Source organism: Pedobacter heparinus DSM 2366 (assembly GCF_000023825.1).
Lineage (GTDB): Bacteria > Bacteroidota > Bacteroidia > Sphingobacteriales > Sphingobacteriaceae > Pedobacter > Pedobacter heparinus.
Window position 1 is genome coordinate 2,479,772 of sequence record NC_013061.1, and the last position, 17,813, is coordinate 2,497,584.

The 17,813-nt window shown below is 40.6% G+C and carries 16 protein-coding genes; 9 read left to right on the forward strand and 7 right to left on the reverse strand.

The window, feature by feature from the left end:
- Window positions 1-9: 9 nt before the first annotated feature.
- The 3 genes from PHEP_RS10695 to PHEP_RS10705 all read right to left on the reverse strand — a co-directional run bounded on the left by PHEP_RS10695 (window position 10) and on the right by PHEP_RS10705 (window position 2,623).
- A complete protein-coding gene (locus PHEP_RS10695) occupies window positions 10-1,365 on the reverse strand; it encodes an MATE family efflux transporter (RefSeq protein WP_015807973.1) in 1,356 nt (451 codons plus the stop codon).
- A 128-nt stretch (window positions 1,366-1,493) separates the two neighbouring features.
- On the reverse strand, window positions 1,494-2,117 hold the full coding sequence (locus PHEP_RS10700; RefSeq protein ID WP_015807974.1) for an AlbA family DNA-binding domain-containing protein: 624 nt from the start codon (window positions 2,115-2,117) through the stop codon (window positions 1,494-1,496).
- Window positions 2,118-2,137: 20 nt separating this feature from the next.
- A complete protein-coding gene (locus PHEP_RS10705; protein WP_015807975.1) occupies window positions 2,138-2,623 on the reverse strand; it encodes a DUF4442 domain-containing protein in 486 nt (161 codons plus the stop codon).
- Window positions 2,624-2,703: 80 nt separating this feature from the next.
- Here PHEP_RS10705 and PHEP_RS10710 point away from each other — a divergent pair, with 80 nt between their 5' ends.
- The 9 genes from PHEP_RS10710 (at window position 2,704) to PHEP_RS10750 (ending at window position 13,634) form a co-directional block, all read left to right on the forward strand.
- The gene (locus tag PHEP_RS10710; protein ID WP_015807976.1) at window positions 2,704-3,009 is read left to right on the forward strand and encodes a hypothetical protein; all 306 of its coding nucleotides are present in this window, start codon (window positions 2,704-2,706) and stop codon (window positions 3,007-3,009) included.
- A 104-nt stretch (window positions 3,010-3,113) separates the two neighbouring features.
- Window positions 3,114-3,317, forward strand: coding sequence for a hypothetical protein (locus PHEP_RS10715; protein WP_015807977.1), 204 nt, complete (start codon window positions 3,114-3,116; stop codon window positions 3,315-3,317).
- A 121-nt stretch (window positions 3,318-3,438) separates the two neighbouring features.
- Complete coding sequence (locus tag PHEP_RS10720; RefSeq protein ID WP_015807978.1) at window positions 3,439-4,662, forward strand: MFS transporter; 1,224 nt, start codon at window positions 3,439-3,441, stop codon at window positions 4,660-4,662.
- 78 nt (window positions 4,663-4,740) lie between these two features.
- Window positions 4,741-5,637 carry an oxygen-dependent coproporphyrinogen oxidase gene (gene hemF / locus PHEP_RS10725; protein WP_015807979.1) on the forward strand — a complete coding sequence of 299 codons (897 nt, stop codon included), beginning with the start codon at window positions 4,741-4,743 and terminating at the stop codon, window positions 5,635-5,637.
- Window positions 5,638-5,767: 130 nt separating this feature from the next.
- The gene (gyrA, locus tag PHEP_RS10730) at window positions 5,768-8,377 is read left to right on the forward strand and encodes a DNA gyrase subunit A (protein WP_015807980.1); all 2,610 of its coding nucleotides are present in this window, start codon (window positions 5,768-5,770) and stop codon (window positions 8,375-8,377) included.
- Window positions 8,378-8,436: 59 nt separating this feature from the next.
- On the forward strand, window positions 8,437-9,513 hold the full coding sequence (locus tag PHEP_RS10735) for a tetratricopeptide repeat protein (protein WP_015807981.1): 1,077 nt from the start codon (window positions 8,437-8,439) through the stop codon (window positions 9,511-9,513).
- 83 nt (window positions 9,514-9,596) lie between these two features.
- Window positions 9,597-10,745 (forward strand): tetratricopeptide repeat protein, encoded by a 1,149-nt coding sequence (locus PHEP_RS10740; protein ID WP_015807982.1) that lies wholly within the window; start codon window positions 9,597-9,599, stop codon window positions 10,743-10,745.
- A 206-nt stretch (window positions 10,746-10,951) separates the two neighbouring features.
- Window positions 10,952-13,111, forward strand: coding sequence for an FUSC family protein (locus PHEP_RS10745; protein WP_015807983.1), 2,160 nt, complete (start codon window positions 10,952-10,954; stop codon window positions 13,109-13,111).
- A gap of 112 nt (window positions 13,112-13,223) precedes the next feature.
- On the forward strand, window positions 13,224-13,634 hold the full coding sequence (locus PHEP_RS10750) for an organic hydroperoxide resistance protein (RefSeq protein ID WP_015807984.1): 411 nt from the start codon (window positions 13,224-13,226) through the stop codon (window positions 13,632-13,634).
- Here the strand turns inward: PHEP_RS10750 and bioB are convergent.
- The 4 genes from bioB to PHEP_RS10770 are packed head-to-tail and all read right to left on the reverse strand — an operon-like array spanning window position 13,631 to window position 17,774.
- The gene (bioB, locus tag PHEP_RS10755) at window positions 13,631-14,638 is read right to left on the reverse strand and encodes a biotin synthase BioB (RefSeq protein ID WP_015807985.1); all 1,008 of its coding nucleotides are present in this window, start codon (window positions 14,636-14,638) and stop codon (window positions 13,631-13,633) included. The genes PHEP_RS10750 and bioB overlap by 4 nt on opposite strands.
- Before the next feature lie 20 nt (window positions 14,639-14,658).
- Window positions 14,659-16,008 carry a magnesium transporter gene (gene mgtE / locus PHEP_RS10760; protein ID WP_015807986.1) on the reverse strand — a complete coding sequence of 450 codons (1,350 nt, stop codon included), beginning with the start codon at window positions 16,006-16,008 and terminating at the stop codon, window positions 14,659-14,661.
- Window positions 16,009-16,036: 28 nt separating this feature from the next.
- Complete coding sequence (gene corA, locus PHEP_RS10765) at window positions 16,037-17,155, reverse strand: magnesium/cobalt transporter CorA (RefSeq protein ID WP_015807987.1); 1,119 nt, start codon at window positions 17,153-17,155, stop codon at window positions 16,037-16,039.
- A 7-nt stretch (window positions 17,156-17,162) separates the two neighbouring features.
- Window positions 17,163-17,774, reverse strand: a complete 612-nt coding sequence (locus PHEP_RS10770; RefSeq protein WP_015807988.1) for a WbqC family protein — start codon at window positions 17,772-17,774, stop codon at window positions 17,163-17,165.
- Window positions 17,775-17,813 lie beyond the last annotated feature (39 nt).

The window sequence follows — 17,813 nt, forward strand, 5'->3', positions numbered from 1 at the left end:
AACTGATGGTTAAAGCGCTAAAATTTTAGTCTTTTTTTGAAACCTGATGAACAGCAGGGCAGAGGCACTGAGGAGTCCGAAGGTTAGTCCGTACCAGATACCGTTAACGCCAAGCCCAAGTACAATTCCAAGTAAATATCCAAGGGGGATACCGATAACCCAATAAGCAATAAAAGTAATCAGCGTGGGAATGTTTACATCACCAATGCCTCTCAGTACACCAAGGCCAAGCACCTGGGTACCGTCAAACAATTGAAAAAATCCGGCAATGATCAGCAACTGCGCAGCAATTTTTATGACCGCCATATCTTCAGTATAGATGTATGGAAGAAAATTGCTGGCTGCAATAAACAGGATAGCAGTTATACTCATAAACAAAATTATAACATGATAGCTGGCAATGGCCGATTTTCTAAGATCGTCGAAATTTCGTTTACCAAAATTGTTACCCGTTTTAATTGTAGCCGCAGAAGCGATACCGCTGGCCATCATATAAGTTACAGCAGCAAGGTTTATCGCTACCTGATGTGCAGCCTGTTCTATTGCCCCGATTGTTCCAATCAGGATAGCTGCGCCACTAAATGCACTGATCTCAAAGGAATATTGTAAGGCCACAGGTGCACCAATTTTGACAATTTTTAAGCTCCTTACTTTATCTATAAAACTAAGCCTGAAACTCCTGGTATATAATTTAAAATGTTTGGACCTGAGTACATAGAACGACATCACAATGGCCATTAAAGTACGGTCAATTAAGGTGCTGAGCCCTACACCTTTAACACCCATAGCCTCAATACCGAACATACCCTTTACAAAAATTATCCCAAGTATAACATTGAGCAGGTTACCCCAGATAGAAACAAACATCGCCTGTTTGGTAAAGCCCAGCCCTTCAGCAAACTGTTTAAAGGTCTGAAAGATCATAAGGGGGATGATAGAAAAGCCCAGGTAACCCAGGTAAGGTTTGGCATAAGCTACTACTTCGGGCGACTGGCCAATGTGGTCTATCACTACTAAAGTGCCCAGGTGTACAAAAGCATAGAGCAGGATAGAGGTGAAAAAGTTGATGATCAGACTATTGGATAATAGTTTTCCACATTCGTCGTAATTTTTGCGGCCATTCTCCTGTGCAATTAAAGGTGTCAGTCCGTAAGAAATGCCCATGCCCAAAACCAGTATCAGCATGAACAGACTATTTACCAAAGATACTGCTGCAAGCTGAATGGTTCCGGCAAAATGTCCAACAATAACACTGTCTGCCAGATGCACCAGCGTATGTCCCAGCTGGGATACTACTATTGGCATTGCCAAACGTAAATTGTCGGAATAATAAGGTTTGTATTTTGTATAAAGGCTCGTCAACATTTTGGCAAAAATCGGCTTTTTCAGTCTCAAATCTATGACCGTTCCCGCAGTTTTTTTGACAAACCCACTTTAAAACGTTTAAAATAATATTGGGTAAGCTGAAATGAATTTAGGATGACATGAAGCGCCTAGTTTGTGGTAAAATATTCCTCCTTTTCTGAAGAATGAGGTGTAATCAGTCCACTTATGATCAGGTTAACCAAAATCTTTTGGGCCTGCCTGTAAGAACTGCGGGTAAGCTTACTGAATTCCTTCAGGGTAATCCTGCCTTTTTCGCCAAGGTGTTCAAATAGTTTTTTCTCCTGGTCTGTATAAGTGATCAGCTGTCCGTTTTTATCATTCCCTTTTTTAATGACATCAACAATGATTTTACTGGCCAGTAAACTTTTGTCTTTTACCCGGTAATAAACCCACCATTTTTTATTTTCATCCAGCGCATAATGCGGTTTTGTATCACTAGCAGGTATTTTTACCACCAGCACCAGTTTGTCCTCTACATAAACTTCTTCAAATTCAGGTTCTATCGCTGGTTTGCAGAACTGATGGGCAGATTTGGTGATCATATACCGTTCCTCATCTTCAGATTTTACGCCTTTGATGCTGCCATCATCTGCAACACCAATCAATAACTGTCCACCCTTGTTGTTTGCAAATGCAACCAGGCTTTTTGCAATCTTCTCATTGCTGGTGATCGTCTTTTTGAAATCCAGTGTAGTGCCTTCTCCTTGTAAAATAAGTTTCCTGATGTTCATTTTATGTGTTCCTTAAAGCGTCAATAAGCGATACGTGGTTTTTCTCCCTGATGCAGGTTTCTCACATACACCTCGTTCATCACTGTAGCACAAATCTCCCCATCTGCATTTGTAATTTCCATCGGATAAGCTTTTACAAACTTTCCGGTAGTGTTCAACGCTGTTATGGCCTCATTTAGCATGTCATCCGTAATATTTATGGTAAAATATAAACTGGCGCGCCCTGGCTTCAGGTATTGGATGCCGGCACTTTTAAGCCATACACGAACTTTAAAACCCGCTCTCTGTAACAACTGATCAAAAAGCAGCGCATAAAACGGATCTGTTGCCGCATAAATGGTCCCGCCAAAAATAGAGCCATTGTAATTTTTATTTAGCAAACTTTTTGCAATCTTAACATCTACCCCCCGGAATCCTTTATGAAATCTCCTGACCCAGATACGCTGAAACAATAAAGGGGGATACAAACACAAGGCCCATTTGAGGGTTTTTTCTGATACTACCATGATGCTTAAATATCAGAAAGTTTATTGAACAATAAAATTATATATATGATCATAAGGTAATTTTTTAGTAAATTAGGGTTATGTATATATACGATACCCTAACCGCTGCTGTTGCAGATCTTGAGCAACGCGGATACGAACATGATTTTAATTTATCGGCTGAATACATTGAATGTAAAGCAATCGATATCCGGCTGATGCCGGAGGAATTTGAAATTGATGAATTTTACCGTTTTGAAGGGATGACAGATCCTGACGACAGTTCGGTAATTTATGCGATATCCTCTCCTGTAGGTAATTTAAAAGGCGTAATTATAGATGCTTACGGTGCTTATGCTGAGAACATCTCTCCTGAACTGCTGGGGAAGTTAAAGATGCATCATTGATTTAGGCACTGGATCTGCACGGTAAATTGCAGCTCATTTTCAACTGTTTAAAACCTTTAAATGGTTTTACTTGTTAAAGAGTTGAATTTAAAATAGATATACCTATGAAAAAGCTAATTTTAAGTCTTGCAGTTGCCGCTACATTAAGTATAGCCGTTTCAGCATGCAATTCAACAAAGAATATGTCAGGTACTTCAGATAGTACAAAAGTAGACACCAGTATGTCTGTCCCAATGGATACGGCAAAGAAGGTAATGGATACCACTAAAAAAATGCCACCAGATACCACTAAAATGCCACCTCAATAATAGGTATCAAGGTTAAAATATCAGGTATAAGAGGTCGGTCTGAAAAGGCTGGCCTCTTTTTCATTAAAATATTTCTGATCATCAAATTTGTTTGTACTTTCATCCACCAAACAAATATGATATGATTGCCGAAGAGAAAAACAGGAATGTGTTTTTTTTGATCCTTGTAGCCTCACTGGGCTATTTTGTAGATATTTACGATCTGCTGCTGTTTTTAATAATTAAAAACAAAAGTCTGGCCGCACTGGGTGTCCCCGCCGATAAAATAACGGAAACCGGCTTAAGCCTGATGAACTGGCAAATGGCCGGACTACTTATTGGTGGTATATTCTGGGGTATTCTGGGCGATAAAAAAGGACGCCTGTCTGTACTTTTTGGTTCTATACTGATGTATTCGGCTGCCAATATCGCAAACGGTTTTGTAACCAGCATCCCCTTATATGCAGCACTAAGGTTCATTGCAGGGCTGGGTTTGGCTGGTGAACTTGGAGCTGGTATTACCCTGGTAAGTGAAAGCATGAGTAAAGAAAAGAGAGGTTATGGTACCATGCTGGTTGCCGGAATCGGCTTAAGCGGAGCCGTGGCCGCTTACCTGGTAGGAGACCATTTTGAATGGCGTACTGCCTTTTTTGTAGGCGGTGCACTGGGAATTGTGCTTTTGTTATTGCGTATTGGCGTTTTTGAATCCGGTATGTTCCAGACTATGGCCAGAAAAGAGGTGTCTAAAGGAAATTTTCTGATGCTTTTTTCCAGCAGGAAAAGGTTCTTTAGATATTTGAACTGCATATTAATAGCAATTCCACTCTGGTTTGTGGTAGGGATACTCATCGGTATTGCACCTGATTTTGGCAGGGCCTTACATGCAAAAGAGGTACTGGACAATGGCAAAGGGGTGATGTTTGCCTATATTGGCATCTCTTTAGGTGATTTTCTGACGGGTGCACTGAGCCAGGTTTTTAAAACAAGAAAGAAAATTGTCTTTGTTTTTTTAACACTTACTTTCCTCACCATACTTTTTTATTTGTTAAATACCGGCTGGACTGCAACCGGTTTTTATACTTTATGTGTGTTGTTCGGTATCTTTACGGGGTATTGGGTTGTTTTTGTAACCATTGCGGCAGAACAGTTTGGTACAAATTTGAGGGCAACTGTAACCACCAGTGTGCCGAATATGGTAAGAGGTTCTTTAATTCCCGTTACGCTGTTGTTCCAATGGCTACGCGGTAATACGGGCATTATCAATGCCGCCTTATATGTAGCTGTAATCACAGTAGGGCTTGCATATATTGCGCTTTATAACCTGGACGAAACCTATGGTCGTGACCTTAATTTTATTGAAGAATAGTGTCAAAACAATGTACTATCTGCAAATTTAACAAGGATGCCTTTTTATTAAGGTTAACTTTGAGCTTAGTTTTAAAAAATGGTGTTTAGAGATAAAGTAGTAGCGGCCTATCAAAAAATTCAGGATGAGATTTGCAGCAGTTTAGAACTGGCTGATGGAAAGGCAAAATTTGAACAGGAAATCTGGGAACGCGAAGGTGGGGGCGGTGGCAGGACCCGCATTATGCAGCATGGAAATGTAATAGAAAAAGGAGGCGTCAATTTTTCTGCTGTGCATGGAAAATTACCCGATGCTGTAAAAAAGGCTTTTAAAGTCGAAAATGATGATTTTTTCGCAACCGGTGTATCAATTGTAATGCACCCATCCAATCCTCATGTGCCCATTATTCACATGAACATCCGTTATTTTGAAATGGATGAACAGACGAGGTGGTTTGGTGGGGGGATAGACTTAACACCCCATTATCTCATTGATACCGATGTAAGGTTCTTTCACCATTTACTCAAGCAAACCTGCGATCTTTTCGACCCGGCATTTTATACTAAATTTAAGGAGAATGCAGACGATTATTTTTTCATTAAGCACCGGGAGGAAACCAGGGGGGTAGGCGGCATTTTTTACGACAGGCTAAAGCCTGAAAACACGGGCCTGACCTTCGATCAGCTGCTTGATTTTTCCATAGCTGTTGGCAATACCTTTATCCCCGCTTATACAGAATTGATAGAAAGGAACAGGGATAAAGAATTTACAGCCCAGCAACAGGAATGGCAATATTTGCGCAGAAGCAGATATGCAGAGTTCAACCTGGTTTATGATGCAGGAACCAAATTTGGCCTGGAGACCAACGGCCGCATCGAATCTATCCTAATGAGCCTGCCACCAATGGCCAAATGGACCTATAATTATCAGGCCCTTCCGGGAAGTCCCGAGGCTTATACGTTAAGTATGCTCAAAAAGGGAATAATATGGGCTTAAATGCCTGAAAAAAGCTAAAATTTATAGGTTAAAATTTTTCCACAATGCGCCTTTATGGCGCATTTTTTATTAGATTCGCAAGGTTATAAGAATACCACATTTAAAGCGTTCTTAAGGAACATTAATATTTATGGCAGAAGATTTAGAAAATCAGGAAAACGACAAAATAATCAGAATTGATATTGACGAACAGATGCGGTCAGCTTACATCGATTATTCGATGTCGGTTATCGTATCGAGGGCTTTACCCGATGTGCGGGATGGATTAAAACCAGTTCACCGTCGTGTATTGTACGGTATGCTCGATCTGGGATTAGCAAACAATAAACCCTATAAAAAATCTGCACGTATTGTTGGAGAGGTATTGGGTAAGTACCATCCACATGGTGATGCATCGGTATACAATACCATGGTAAGGATGGCCCAGGAATGGAGCCTGCGTTACCTGATGGTAGAAGGACAGGGTAACTACGGTTCTATCGATGGCGACTCTCCGGCCGCTATGCGTTATACAGAGGCCCGTTTCCAGAAAATTGCCGAAGATATGCTGGCAGATATCAACAAAGATACGGTTGATTTTCAGCTAAACTTTGACGATTCTCTGCAAGAACCAACCGTTCTTCCCTCAAAAGTACCCAACCTGCTGATCAATGGCTCATCAGGTATTGCGGTAGGTATGGCCACCAATATGCCCCCGCATAACATTACCGAGACCATCAATGCGACTATAGCTTATATCGATAACAATGAAATCACTATAGCAGAGCTGATGAAATTCATCAAAGCGCCTGATTTTCCTACAGGAGCTATTATTTACGGTTATACAGGTGTTCAGGAAGCATTTGAAACAGGTCGTGGTCGTATCGTAATGCGTGCTAAGGCCGAAATTGAAGCAGCAAAAGATCGTGAAGTTATTATTGTAACGGAGATACCTTACCAGGTAAACAAGGCCCAGATGATTGAGCGCACTGCAGAACTGGTTGGTGAGAAAAAACTGGAAGGCATTTCGAATATCAAAGATGAATCTAACAAAGATGGTATCCGTATCGTTTATGAGATCAAGCGAGATGCAAATGCCTCTATTGTTTTAAACAACCTGTTTAAGCAAACCGCTTTACAAACCTCATTCAGTGTAAATAACATTGCACTTGTGAAGGGAAGGCCACAATTGTTAAACCTGAGAGACCTGATCCATTATTTTGTGGAACACCGGCATGAGGTGGTGGTTCGCAGAACTAAGTTTGAACTGGCTGAAGCCAAAAAACGTGCACACATTTTAGAAGGTTTACTCATTGCATTAGATCATTTAGATGAAGTCATCAAATTGATCCGTAGCTCAGATACGCCCGAAGATGCGCGTACCGGGTTAATGGAGAAATTTGGCCTTTCCGATATTCAGGCAAGAGCTATCCTGGACATGACCCTGCGCAGGCTGACAGGTCTGGAACGTGATAAGATCAAAGACGAATACAATGAGTTGATGAAAACCATTGAATACTTACAGTCTATTTTAGATGATGAAAGTAAACGTATGCAGATCATCAAGGATGAGCTGACGGAGATGAAGGAGAAATACGGAGATGAGCGCAGAACGACCATTGTGCATTCAGCCGAAGATATGAGCATGGAAGATTTCATCGAAGATGAAGAAGTTGTGATCACTATCTCTCATGAAGGCTATATCAAACGTACCCCTGCTACAGAATACCGCACACAAGGCAGAGGCGGAAAAGGTTCAAAGGGTAGTGATTCCAGAAATGAAGACTTCATTGAACATTTATTGATCGCCTCTAACCATAATTATATGTTGTTCTTCACCGAAACGGGCCGCTGTTTCTGGTTAAGGGTATATGAAATTCCTGAAGGCACAAGGTTAAGCAAAGGAAGGGCGATCCAGAACATCATCAATATTCCTAAAGAAGAAAAAATCAAGGCCTTTATCAAGGTGAAAAACCTGAAGGACCAGGAATATCTGGAAAACAATTACATCATTATGTGTACCAAAAAGGGAACGATTAAGAAAACCTCATTGGAGGCTTATTCCAGACCAAGGGTAAATGGTATCAATGCCATTAACATCAATGAGGGTGACCAGTTGCTGGAAGCAAGTTTAACTACAGGCTCAAGTGAAATAGTGATGGCCTTACGTTCAGGAAGGGCAATTCGTTTCAATGAAGAGAAAGTGAGACCAATGGGCAGAACTGCTACGGGCGTAAGGGGCGTAACACTTGCTCATGAAAAAGATGAAGTGGTTGGCATGATTGCTGTGGATGATCCTGGAGCAACGATTCTGGTAGTTTCCGAAAAAGGCTATGGTAAACGTACAGATATAGAGGATTACCGTGTTACCAACCGGGGTGGTAAAGGTGTGAAAACCATTAATGTTACTGACAAAACAGGTAACCTGGTAGCTATAAAGAGTGTTACCGACGCAGATGACCTGATGATCATTAACAAATCCGGTATCGTAATCAGGATTGTGGTAAGTGAATTGAGGGTAATGGGCAGGGCAACACAGGGTGTTAGGCTGATTAACCTGAAAGGTAACGATGAAATTGCCTCAGTTGCCAGAATTGAACATGAAGACGAAGAAGTTGAGGAAGCAGAAAGCCATGTAGTAGTGGATGGTGAACCGGCAGGTGAGGTTGAAGAGGAAATAACAGAGGAGCCAACTGCTGAAGAAGAGAACGAAGAGGAGGGAGATGCTGATGAAGATGCCAGCGAAGAAGAAGATAATTAACCGGGCTTAAATGCTCTTAAATGCCGATAAATAATAATTGTTGAACAAATTATAGAAAAATGAAAAAGGTACTTTTAGGTATATTGTTTGTAGGTGTTACCTCATATGCAAACGCTCAGAAAAGTGAAATTAATGAGGCCAAGAAAGCATGGAATCTTTTGGCTGTAACCTCAGGGAAAACTCTGGCCGACCATTTAAAGGTATTGAATGGTGGATTAGCGCATACGGACAAAGCTATTGCCGATGAAAAATCTAAAAATTTACCAGATGCGTGGTCATATAGGGCCTTGTTTGCATCAAGGATTGCTTTAGTGGATTCAGTTGACCAGAACAATGCCAAAGCCAACCAGAAGATTGCTGAAGAAGCAATTGCCAAAGCAAAATCCTTAGATGAAAAAGGGACAGAAAAAGAGAACATTGAAACAGCAAGTGTAAACGTAGAGAATGCACTCAGGAACAGGGCAATTTATGCTTTTAACAAAAAGAATTTTGCCGGGGCCCTGGAAGCCTTTAATGAGATCACTGCTAAGAGTCCGAACGACACTACTATGTATGTAAATGCCGGTGTAACTGCAAAAGAACTGCAGAATTATCCCGAGGTAGTTAAGAATTTTAAAAAGGCAATAGACCTGAACTATAAAGATTCAAAAATATTGTACTCTGAAATTGTAAGCATCACCTTCGAAAAAATGAAGGACAGTGTTGCCGGACTAAACCTTTTAAAAGAGGCTTCTGCAAAATATCCTGACGATTCTTATTTTATTGGAATGGAGACAGATCTTTACATTAAAAAAGGTGACATTGCAAAATCTCAGGAAATGCTGCAAAAGCTGATTGCCAAAGATCCTAAAAATGCAATCTATCAATATTTAATGGGCGACACCTATTATAAACAGGCATTGGAGATCCAGACTAAAAGAAATGCTTTAGATGTTAAAAAAACTAAAGAATTTAATGAAATGGGTGCTAAGATGACCAAGCTGATCGATCAGTCGGTTCCTTATTATAAAGCCGCTTTAGAGTTAGATCCTAAAAATGTTAATGCATTGGAAAACCTGAAAATCATCTATCTTTTTAAAGATGATAAGGTAAACTATGAAGTAGTCAATAAAAAACTCGCCGAGTTAAAGAAATAATTCATCAGAATAAGGGATTAAAAAGAGGGGTAATTTTTATCCCTCTTTTTTTTTTATAAGTTTGTATCAAGAACACTTTTTGTATGAGTAAGATATCATTAGTTAGTAATATATTCCTGGTTTTATTAAGTTGCAACATTGCTTTCGCCCAAAAAAGTCAGCTTCAGATTGCACGCAACAGTGTAGGTAAACTGCAGGTAGCGATAAATGCCAAACAAGACGCCAAAAAACAACTGGCAATACTGGGAGAGGGGATTAAGGCAACAGATGCTGCTCAAAATGACAACAAAACAAAAAAATGGCCTGAAACCTGGGCAATTAAAGCTTATTTAAGTTCTTATATCTCTATCATAGATACAGATGAAGGCAATGCTGATAAATACTACAATTTTGCCGTACAGGCTATCGATTCGGCAAGAAAACTGGATAAATTCCAGGCAAATTATCGTTTAATTGACGCTGCAGCCTTTAATGTGAACATAAGGAAACAAAAAAAGGGAAATACAGCTTATGCAAATGGTGATTTTGCAGCTGCTTATGATTTACTTAAAGAAGTAAGTGATTTATTGCCCAAAGACACAACTCTGGCCATAAATACGGCTTTGTCTGCCCAAAATAATCAGTCTTACGATAAAGCACTGGTATATTTCAAAAGAGCGAAGGACAACGGGATTAAAAATCCGGTTGTCTTTCAAAACATGGCCAATATTTATACCTCTAAATTTGAACATGAACTCGCCATCCGTACATTGGAAGAAGGTATTAAAGTAAATCCTTATAATGTTTTTCTAACCAATGATTATATCAATTTATTGCTCGACAATGAAAAGTATACCGAAGCCATGCAGGTGATTGAGTCTACACTCAAAGTAGAGAACAATAATAAATTGTTGTATTTTCTGTATGGATATTTGCAACAGCATAAATCCAATAACAGCACTGCAGAGCTGGCTTATAATAAAGCCCTGGGATTAGATGAAAATTATTTTGATGCCTTATATCAGCTGGGTATTGTATATATCAACTCGGCAAATGAAGCACTCAGATCAGGAAAGTCAGAACGCAATCAGAAATTTATTTCTTATATCAACAGAGCTGAGATTGCACTGCTGCAGGCACACGAGATCAATCAGAATGATAAAGCGACCGTGCAGTTACTGATTGAGATCTATACCAGAAAAAATCGCCTCGATAAAGTTCAGGAACTAAAGGGAAAGCTGGAAGAGTTTTAATATTTTCTTCTAATCAGGGTAAAAATACATCCAATAGGGCACTATGCAATTTATTACTTAACATAATATTAATTATGTGACTAATATATTGTCCCATTACTGCTGTAATTTATATTTGTCATATAAATTAAATATATCCAAAAAATGTCGATCTTACTACTTTAAATGGTCAAATAATTGATGTATTTAATACATAAATTTGCAATATGTTTAATCGTCCCGTCAGAAGTATTCATGATTTTTTATTAAGTACTTATTTCGCTGATGGTCTTCGCATTACACTTGGCGTACTCTGTCCTTCATTGATATTTGCACAATTCGGTCTCCTCCAGTACGGCATGACAGTTTCACTGGGTGCATTATGCGCCAGTGTGGTAGATTCGCCGGGCCCAATTGTGCACCGCAGAAACGCAATGCTGATTACCACTGCGCTGATCACCTTGATCTTTATCGTTGTAGGTTTAACCAACAGTAATATATATTTCACCGCAATCCTCATTGTGCTGTTCAGTTTTGTCTTTTCGATGTTCTTTCTATATGGTCTCCGGGCCGCCTCAATTGGTACATCAGCCTTACTGATCATGGTTTTAAGTATAGACGATATCCGTCCATGGCAGGAAGTACTTTTTTCGTCGGGCCTTATTTTTCTGGGCAGTATCTGGTATACCGGACTGAGCTATTTTTTTTACAGGATACGCCCCTATCGGCTGGTTCAGCAAACATTGAGTGATTCCATCCATGAAGTCAGTCTTTTTTTAAGGGCAAAAGCCAGGTTTTATCACAAAAATATTGATTATGACGATAATTATGCCGAGCTCCTGCAGCTGCAGGTTCTTGTACATGAAAAACAGGATGCCGTTAGGGAAGTTTTGTTTAAAACCCGGGAAATTGTAAGGGATTCTACCCCTGAAGGCCGCTTTCTCCTATTGGTTTTTGTCGACATGGTCGACCTTTTTGAACAGGTAATGTCTACCTATTACAACTATAAACAATTGCATGAGCAATTCGATTCTTCCGGCATTTTAAGGCATTATGAAGCGGTGATCAAAAAAATAGCAGATGAACTGGATGATATTGCGTTCGCTTTAAAAACCGGGGGCACGCCCAGTCTGCCAACTTCGCTGATCAGGGACGTAGAAAGGTTAAAAAACCAGATTACCTGGCTCGAACGTAAAAATACAGATGGAAAATACAGTACACTGGGTATTATCGCCTTAAAAAACATAGAAGTTAACATAGAGAACATCCTGTCCCGTGTAAAGACCATCAATAGTTATTTCAATAAAAAAGAAAAGAAAAATCTCAAAGCCAGGGAAATAGAAATAGAGAAATTCGTGACCAGGCAAAGCATCGACCCAAAATTGTTATATGAAAATATAACATTCAACTCTTCTACATTCAGGCATTCCCTCCGTGTGGCCATTGTCATGCTTATCGGCTTCATTGTCGCCAAAACGCTGAACCTTTCCCATAGCTACTGGATCCTGCTTACCATCCTTGTCATCTCAAAACCTGGTTTTAGTTTAACCAAACAACGCAATTATGAACGGATCATCGGTACTGTGGTCGGCGCATTTATCGGAATGGGCATCCTTGTATATGTTCAGGATAAAAATACGCTGTTTGTTATCCTGCTCTTCTGCATGATTGGGGCCTATAGTTTCCAGCGTAAAAATTACGTGGTCAGCGTACTGTTCATGACTCCCTATATCCTGGTCCTGTTTGATTTCCTTGGCATGGGAAGTCTGTCCATTGCCAGAGAAAGAATCTATGATACCCTGATCGGTTCCGGTATTGCCTTGCTGGCCAGTTATTCATTGTTTCCCAACTGGGAACATGAAAAGCTTAAAGAAGCCATGCTGGATACACTGAAAGCAAACATAAAGTATTTTGAAGAAGTTGTACTGTTGTATATTGATGAAGTACATAACCTCACCAATTACAAAGTAGCCCGTAAAGAAGTGTATGTAGCAACGGCCAATCTGGCCTCGCTTTTTCAACGCATGTTTTCAGAGCCTAAAAGTAAACAGTTGATGATCAAAGAGCTGCACCAGTTTACTGCCTTAAACCATCTTTTCTCTTCCTACATTGCAACATTATCACTGTATAAAAAAGAACATGCTTTTATAGTCGCTAATTTTGACGACCTGAAACCTATAGTTCAAAATACCACATACCTTTTAAATCTGGCTACAGAAAATTTGTTGTCCAACAAGGAACAAACCAGTAATGTACCGCTCATCCGGACAAATATAAGTACCCTGAAACAAACCTCTCAGGATGAGGTTATTATTTCTGAACAGATAGACCTGATCCAAAAAGTAGCCTACGATATCTTTAAGCTATCCGAAAAAATTAAAATATAAACCCACCAGTATTTTAATCGTCAAAGGCCTACGCTCAACAATAAAAACAAATAGATGAAACTTTCGGCTATATTTTGCGTTATATCCCTAGTTAAAAAAACCAATAGAAATTATGGAAAAGTTATATACAGCCTCGGTTACGGCCAAAGGCGGCCGGAATGGTCATATTAAATCCAGCGACGGAACAATAGAATTTGATGTAAGAAAACCCAGAGAAATGGGTGGCCAGGGCGGCGCCACAAATCCTGAACAATTATTTGCAGCTGCCTGGGGGCCTTGCTATTTAGGTGCACTGGCAGCTGTGGCCGAGCATGATGGGATTGATGTGTCTGAAGCAACTGTTGAGGTTCATATATCCTTCAATCAGGATGGCAATTCCTTTGTATTGTCTGCCGATCTTGACGTTCATATTCCGGGTATTGCGCCCGATGAAGCACAAAAGCTGGCTGATAAGGCGCATCGGGTATGCCCTTATTCCAAAGCTACCAAAGGTAATATTGAAGCCCGTGTAACAGCTATTTAAATAGCTGTTACCACTTCATCTTTAAGTGTATTTGCAGGTCTGCCATTTTTAAATGCATCCCTTGTTTTTAATCCCAGCAGTTCAAACATAGCCATGTCATCAATAAAAGCCGGGTTCGGTGTGGTCAGTAATTTATCACCTGCAAAAATGGAGCTCGCACCCGCCATAAAGCAAAAAGCCTGTTCCAGTGTACTCATTTCATTTCTTCCTGCCGATAAACGGACAACTGAATTTGGCATTACAATCCTTGCCGTAGCAATCATTCTTACCATATCCCAGATTGGTACACGCGGCTGATCTGCCAAAGGCGTGCCTTTTACAGGTACCAAAGCATTCACAGGAACAGATTCCGGATGTACCTCCATATTGGCCAGGGTTTGTAACATCGCAACGCGATCTTCAGTAGTTTCCCCTAAACCGATAATGCCTCCGCTGCATACCGTTAATTTTGCTTTGCGTACATTCTTAATCGTATTTAAACGGTCGTTATAAGTACGTGTAGTAATGATACGCTTATAATCTTCCTCCGACGTGTCAATGTTGTGGTTGTAAGCATATAAACCTGCATCAGCAAGTCGCTGTGCCTGGTTTTCGGTAAGCATGCCCAAGGTACAGCAAACTTCCATATCCATTTCATTTACCGCTTTGACCATTTCAATGACCCTGTCAAAATCACGGTTATCACGTACTTCGCGCCAGGCTGCACCCATGCACAAACGTGATGCCCCTCCCTCCTTCGCTTTAACCGCTGCGCTTACCACCTGCCCCAGCTGCATTAAAGGTTGAACTTCCAGGTCTGTATGGTAACGTGCGGCTTGCGGACAATAAGAGCAGTCTTCCGCACAGCCACCGGTTTTTATAGAGATCAGAGAGCTTACCTGTACTTCATTATAGGCTGCATTTTCACGGTGTATGGTTGCAGCTTCATAAACTAAATCTAAAAACGGCTTATGGTAAATCGCTGATATTTCTTCTTTGGTCCAGTTGTGTTTAGTAGGTTGCATATAGTATATAATAGCTTTAGTTAAAGTAAAAGTTTACTTGCCAGTCCCAGCAAGAGCAAAAATCCGAAAACGTCTGTAAATGTTGTAATAATTATTGAAGATGCAATGGCCGGGTCTATGCCTACACGTTTTAATACCAGCGGAATTCCCGCTCCTGTAATCCCTGCAATCAGTAAATTGCCGGTCATGGCCAAAAAAATAACCAGGCCAAGCATTGGATTGGTATCAAAAAACAAAGCAAACATAAATACAATGATACCCGTGCAGGCCCCGTTGATCAATCCAACCGTAAGCTCTTTCAGCACCGTTCTGTAAGCCTGGTTATCGGTCAGGTCATACAAAGAGATCCTTCTTATCGTTACCGCAAGGGCTTGTGTAGCCGTATTTCCGCCCATACCGGCAATAATGGTCATGTAAGCAGGCAATACCGGTATCAGTTTTATAGTGGGTTCAAAGTGGCGGATAACAGCCGAAGCCAGAAAAGCAGTACCCAGGTTCAGGATCAGCCAGGGTAAGCGAGATTTAACCGCTTCAACCCAGTTACCGCTCAGTTCCTCATCTTCCGATACCCCGGATATTTTTAAAATGTCTTCCGTATTTTCATCCTCCAGTACGTCAATCACATCATCAAATGTAACGCGTCCCAAAAGTTTCATGTCCTTGTCCAGTACCGGAATACTGGTAATGTTATATTGGGAAATCAACCTGGCCACCTCTTCCTGGTCCGTATCCGGATATACCCAGGCCACTTCCGATTTTACCAGTTCGGTTATTTTTACATTTCCCTTGGCTTTAATGATGTCCTTTAAGGAAACGATGCCCTGAAAAACATTGTCGTCATTTACCACAAAAATGGTATAGAATTCTTCAATCTCCTCACTTTGCCTGATGATTTCCTCAATGGCGTCCTTCTTGGTCAGGTTCAGGTTAATACGGATAAATTCCGTATTCATCAAACCACCAGCTGTTTCTTCGTGGTAGCTCAGTAAATTCCTGATGTTCGAGGCATCATCCTCACTCAGGTCGGCCAGAATTTCTTTCTGCTCATGTTCTTCCAGCTGTGAAATGATGTCTGTCGCATCGTCATAATCCAGCTCTTCAACAATTTCGGTACGCTTATCGGGATGGAGCTGCAGCAGCAGTTCTTCAGGATGCGATTCTTCATGCATCTCCGAGATCACCTCCGAAGCTGTTTCTACATCCAGTAAATTGATGATCCTCTGCTTGTCCTCCTTGTTCAGATTTTCAAATAAGATCGCAATTTCAGAAGCATGATATTCCCCCAGAATAGCTTTCAGCTGTTCATCGTCACCATTTAAGGCTACCTTAATCTTAGATACATCTGTCTTGTCTAGATCAAAAGATTGCATGAGGACATAAAGGTAAGCATAATCAGTTCTATTTAAACCATCCTTTACGCCAGAAATATAGGATTTGTAACAAAGCAATGGCCCCCATTACAATCACGGTATATAAATAGCCATGTTCCTGGTACAGCTCAGGCATGTTCTGCGGCATTACTTTTCCGGTAACAGGATCCTGTATGGCAAAGTTCATCCCATATATGCCCGCAATAAAAGTTAAGGGGATAAATATGGATGAAATGATGGTCAGCACCTTCATGATCTCGTTCATCCTGTTGCTGATGATGGATAGATACATATCTATATTACTGGCCGAGATCTCTTTTAAAGATTCAACAATATCGATGATCTGTATACAATGGTCATAAGCATCCCTGATAAACATTTTGGTCTGATCGGTGATCAGCCTGCTGTCACTTCTCAGCATATCGTTCAGCTTGTCCCTTTCCGGCCATACCACCCGCCTTACATTGATCAGGTTGCGCTTAACCAGCTGGGTGTCAAACATAACTGTTTTGTCCGGTTTGTCAAAAAGCCGGTCTTCTATCAGGTCCAGCTCGTCCCCCCATGAGCCCAGAATCTCAAAATAGGTGTCAATAATAATGTCCATCAGGGCATACATCAGATAGCTGCTGCCCGCAATGCGGATATTGCCTTTTCCAGCGTTTAACCTTGTACGGATGGGTTCCAGACAATCTTCATAGCCTTCCTGGAAAGTAAAAAGGGCATTTTCCATTAAAATAAAAGAAACCTGTTCATTGTCCAGGTTCTTATTCTCATCAAAATGGAGCATCCTGCTTATGGCAAAATCGTACTTGCCATATTCTTCCAGCTTCGGGCGCTGATAAGTCCTGGTAATGTCTTCCAGCACAAGCTTGCTGATCCCGAAATCATTGTTCAAAGTATCAAACATCGCTGCCGAACCAAAGCCCTTAATTTCTATCCAGTAGTTGAATTCCTGGTTGGCCAGTATCCTCGACAGGTTTTCAATATTGTCCAGCTCTTTAACAGCATAATAATGGTCGTTATAACTGTGAAACCTGATCAGCGGCTGTAAAGCATGTTCATCTATATATACAACACCCGGACTGGAGCCAGCTACCGGTAAGGAATAGCGTTTGCGCTTGCGTTTATGTTTAGCTGGTTTACCCATAATCAGATCAGAGATAGTTTTTGGATTGCGGACCCTGGTTAAACAACAGATCAACGATACTTAAGTTTGGCTTAAAGCCTTGCCGGTCGTCAAAAACCTGGAAATATGGTTTAAAATCACCGGCAGCAACCTCCTGTTTAAAATGAAGCTTGGTCCTGTAATCCTGCACCACATCAGTTTCCTTATGGTACTCATTTGTAAAGGCATATGCAGGCGTTATTTTCAATTGTTTAAACAGCCAGTCCAGCAGCTGAAGGTTAAAATCAAACAGAAATCCGAACTTTTGCTGATAAAAAACCGCAAACTCATCTTCATAATATTCAAAATAGGCCGAATTCCTGTAGCAGCTTTCAAAGCTTTTCCAGTGTAAGCGCTGCCAGTTAAAATCATTACTGATTTTAACATCTTTCACTTTGGTATGTACCTTTGAACCTTTCACAACCGGGATAATCAGGTCCAGATTGCCATTTGGCGAATATATCCTTGCGCGGTTCCTGTACGTTTGTTTAGGGAAATGCTCTTCCCTTTCGATTGAAAAACAGTAATCAAACGCTTTTAAACCAGAGAAATAACCTACAGGCGGAAGATAAAAAAGCGGGAATATAGCTGAACTTTGCATCTGATATTTTATGTTTGCATTCTCAATTCGCCAAATTAA

Bases quoted from the DNA above. Each gene is read 5' to 3' on its own strand.
- PHEP_RS10695 (WP_015807973.1), bottom strand. From the start codon at position 1,365: ATGTTGACGAGCCTTTATACAAAATACAAACCTTATTATTCCGACAAT.
- PHEP_RS10700 (WP_015807974.1), bottom strand. From the start codon at position 2,117: ATGAACATCAGGAAACTTATTTTACAAGGAGAAGGCACTACACTGGAT.
- PHEP_RS10705 (WP_015807975.1), bottom strand. From the start codon at position 2,623: ATGGTAGTATCAGAAAAAACCCTCAAATGGGCCTTGTGTTTGTATCCC.
- PHEP_RS10710 (WP_015807976.1), top strand. From the start codon at position 2,704: ATGTATATATACGATACCCTAACCGCTGCTGTTGCAGATCTTGAGCAA.
- PHEP_RS10715 (WP_015807977.1), top strand. From the start codon at position 3,114: ATGAAAAAGCTAATTTTAAGTCTTGCAGTTGCCGCTACATTAAGTATA.
- PHEP_RS10720 (WP_015807978.1), top strand. From the start codon at position 3,439: ATGATTGCCGAAGAGAAAAACAGGAATGTGTTTTTTTTGATCCTTGTA.
- hemF (WP_015807979.1), top strand. From the start codon at position 4,741: ATGGTGTTTAGAGATAAAGTAGTAGCGGCCTATCAAAAAATTCAGGAT.
- gyrA (WP_015807980.1), top strand. From the start codon at position 5,768: ATGGCAGAAGATTTAGAAAATCAGGAAAACGACAAAATAATCAGAATT.
- PHEP_RS10735 (WP_015807981.1), top strand. From the start codon at position 8,437: ATGAAAAAGGTACTTTTAGGTATATTGTTTGTAGGTGTTACCTCATAT.
- PHEP_RS10740 (WP_015807982.1), top strand. From the start codon at position 9,597: ATGAGTAAGATATCATTAGTTAGTAATATATTCCTGGTTTTATTAAGT.
- PHEP_RS10745 (WP_015807983.1), top strand. From the start codon at position 10,952: ATGTTTAATCGTCCCGTCAGAAGTATTCATGATTTTTTATTAAGTACT.
- PHEP_RS10750 (WP_015807984.1), top strand. From the start codon at position 13,224: ATGGAAAAGTTATATACAGCCTCGGTTACGGCCAAAGGCGGCCGGAAT.
- bioB (WP_015807985.1), bottom strand. From the start codon at position 14,638: ATGCAACCTACTAAACACAACTGGACCAAAGAAGAAATATCAGCGATT.
- mgtE (WP_015807986.1), bottom strand. From the start codon at position 16,008: ATGCAATCTTTTGATCTAGACAAGACAGATGTATCTAAGATTAAGGTA.
- corA (WP_015807987.1), bottom strand. From the start codon at position 17,155: ATGGGTAAACCAGCTAAACATAAACGCAAGCGCAAACGCTATTCCTTA.
- PHEP_RS10770 (WP_015807988.1), bottom strand. From the start codon at position 17,774: ATGCAAAGTTCAGCTATATTCCCGCTTTTTTATCTTCCGCCTGTAGGT.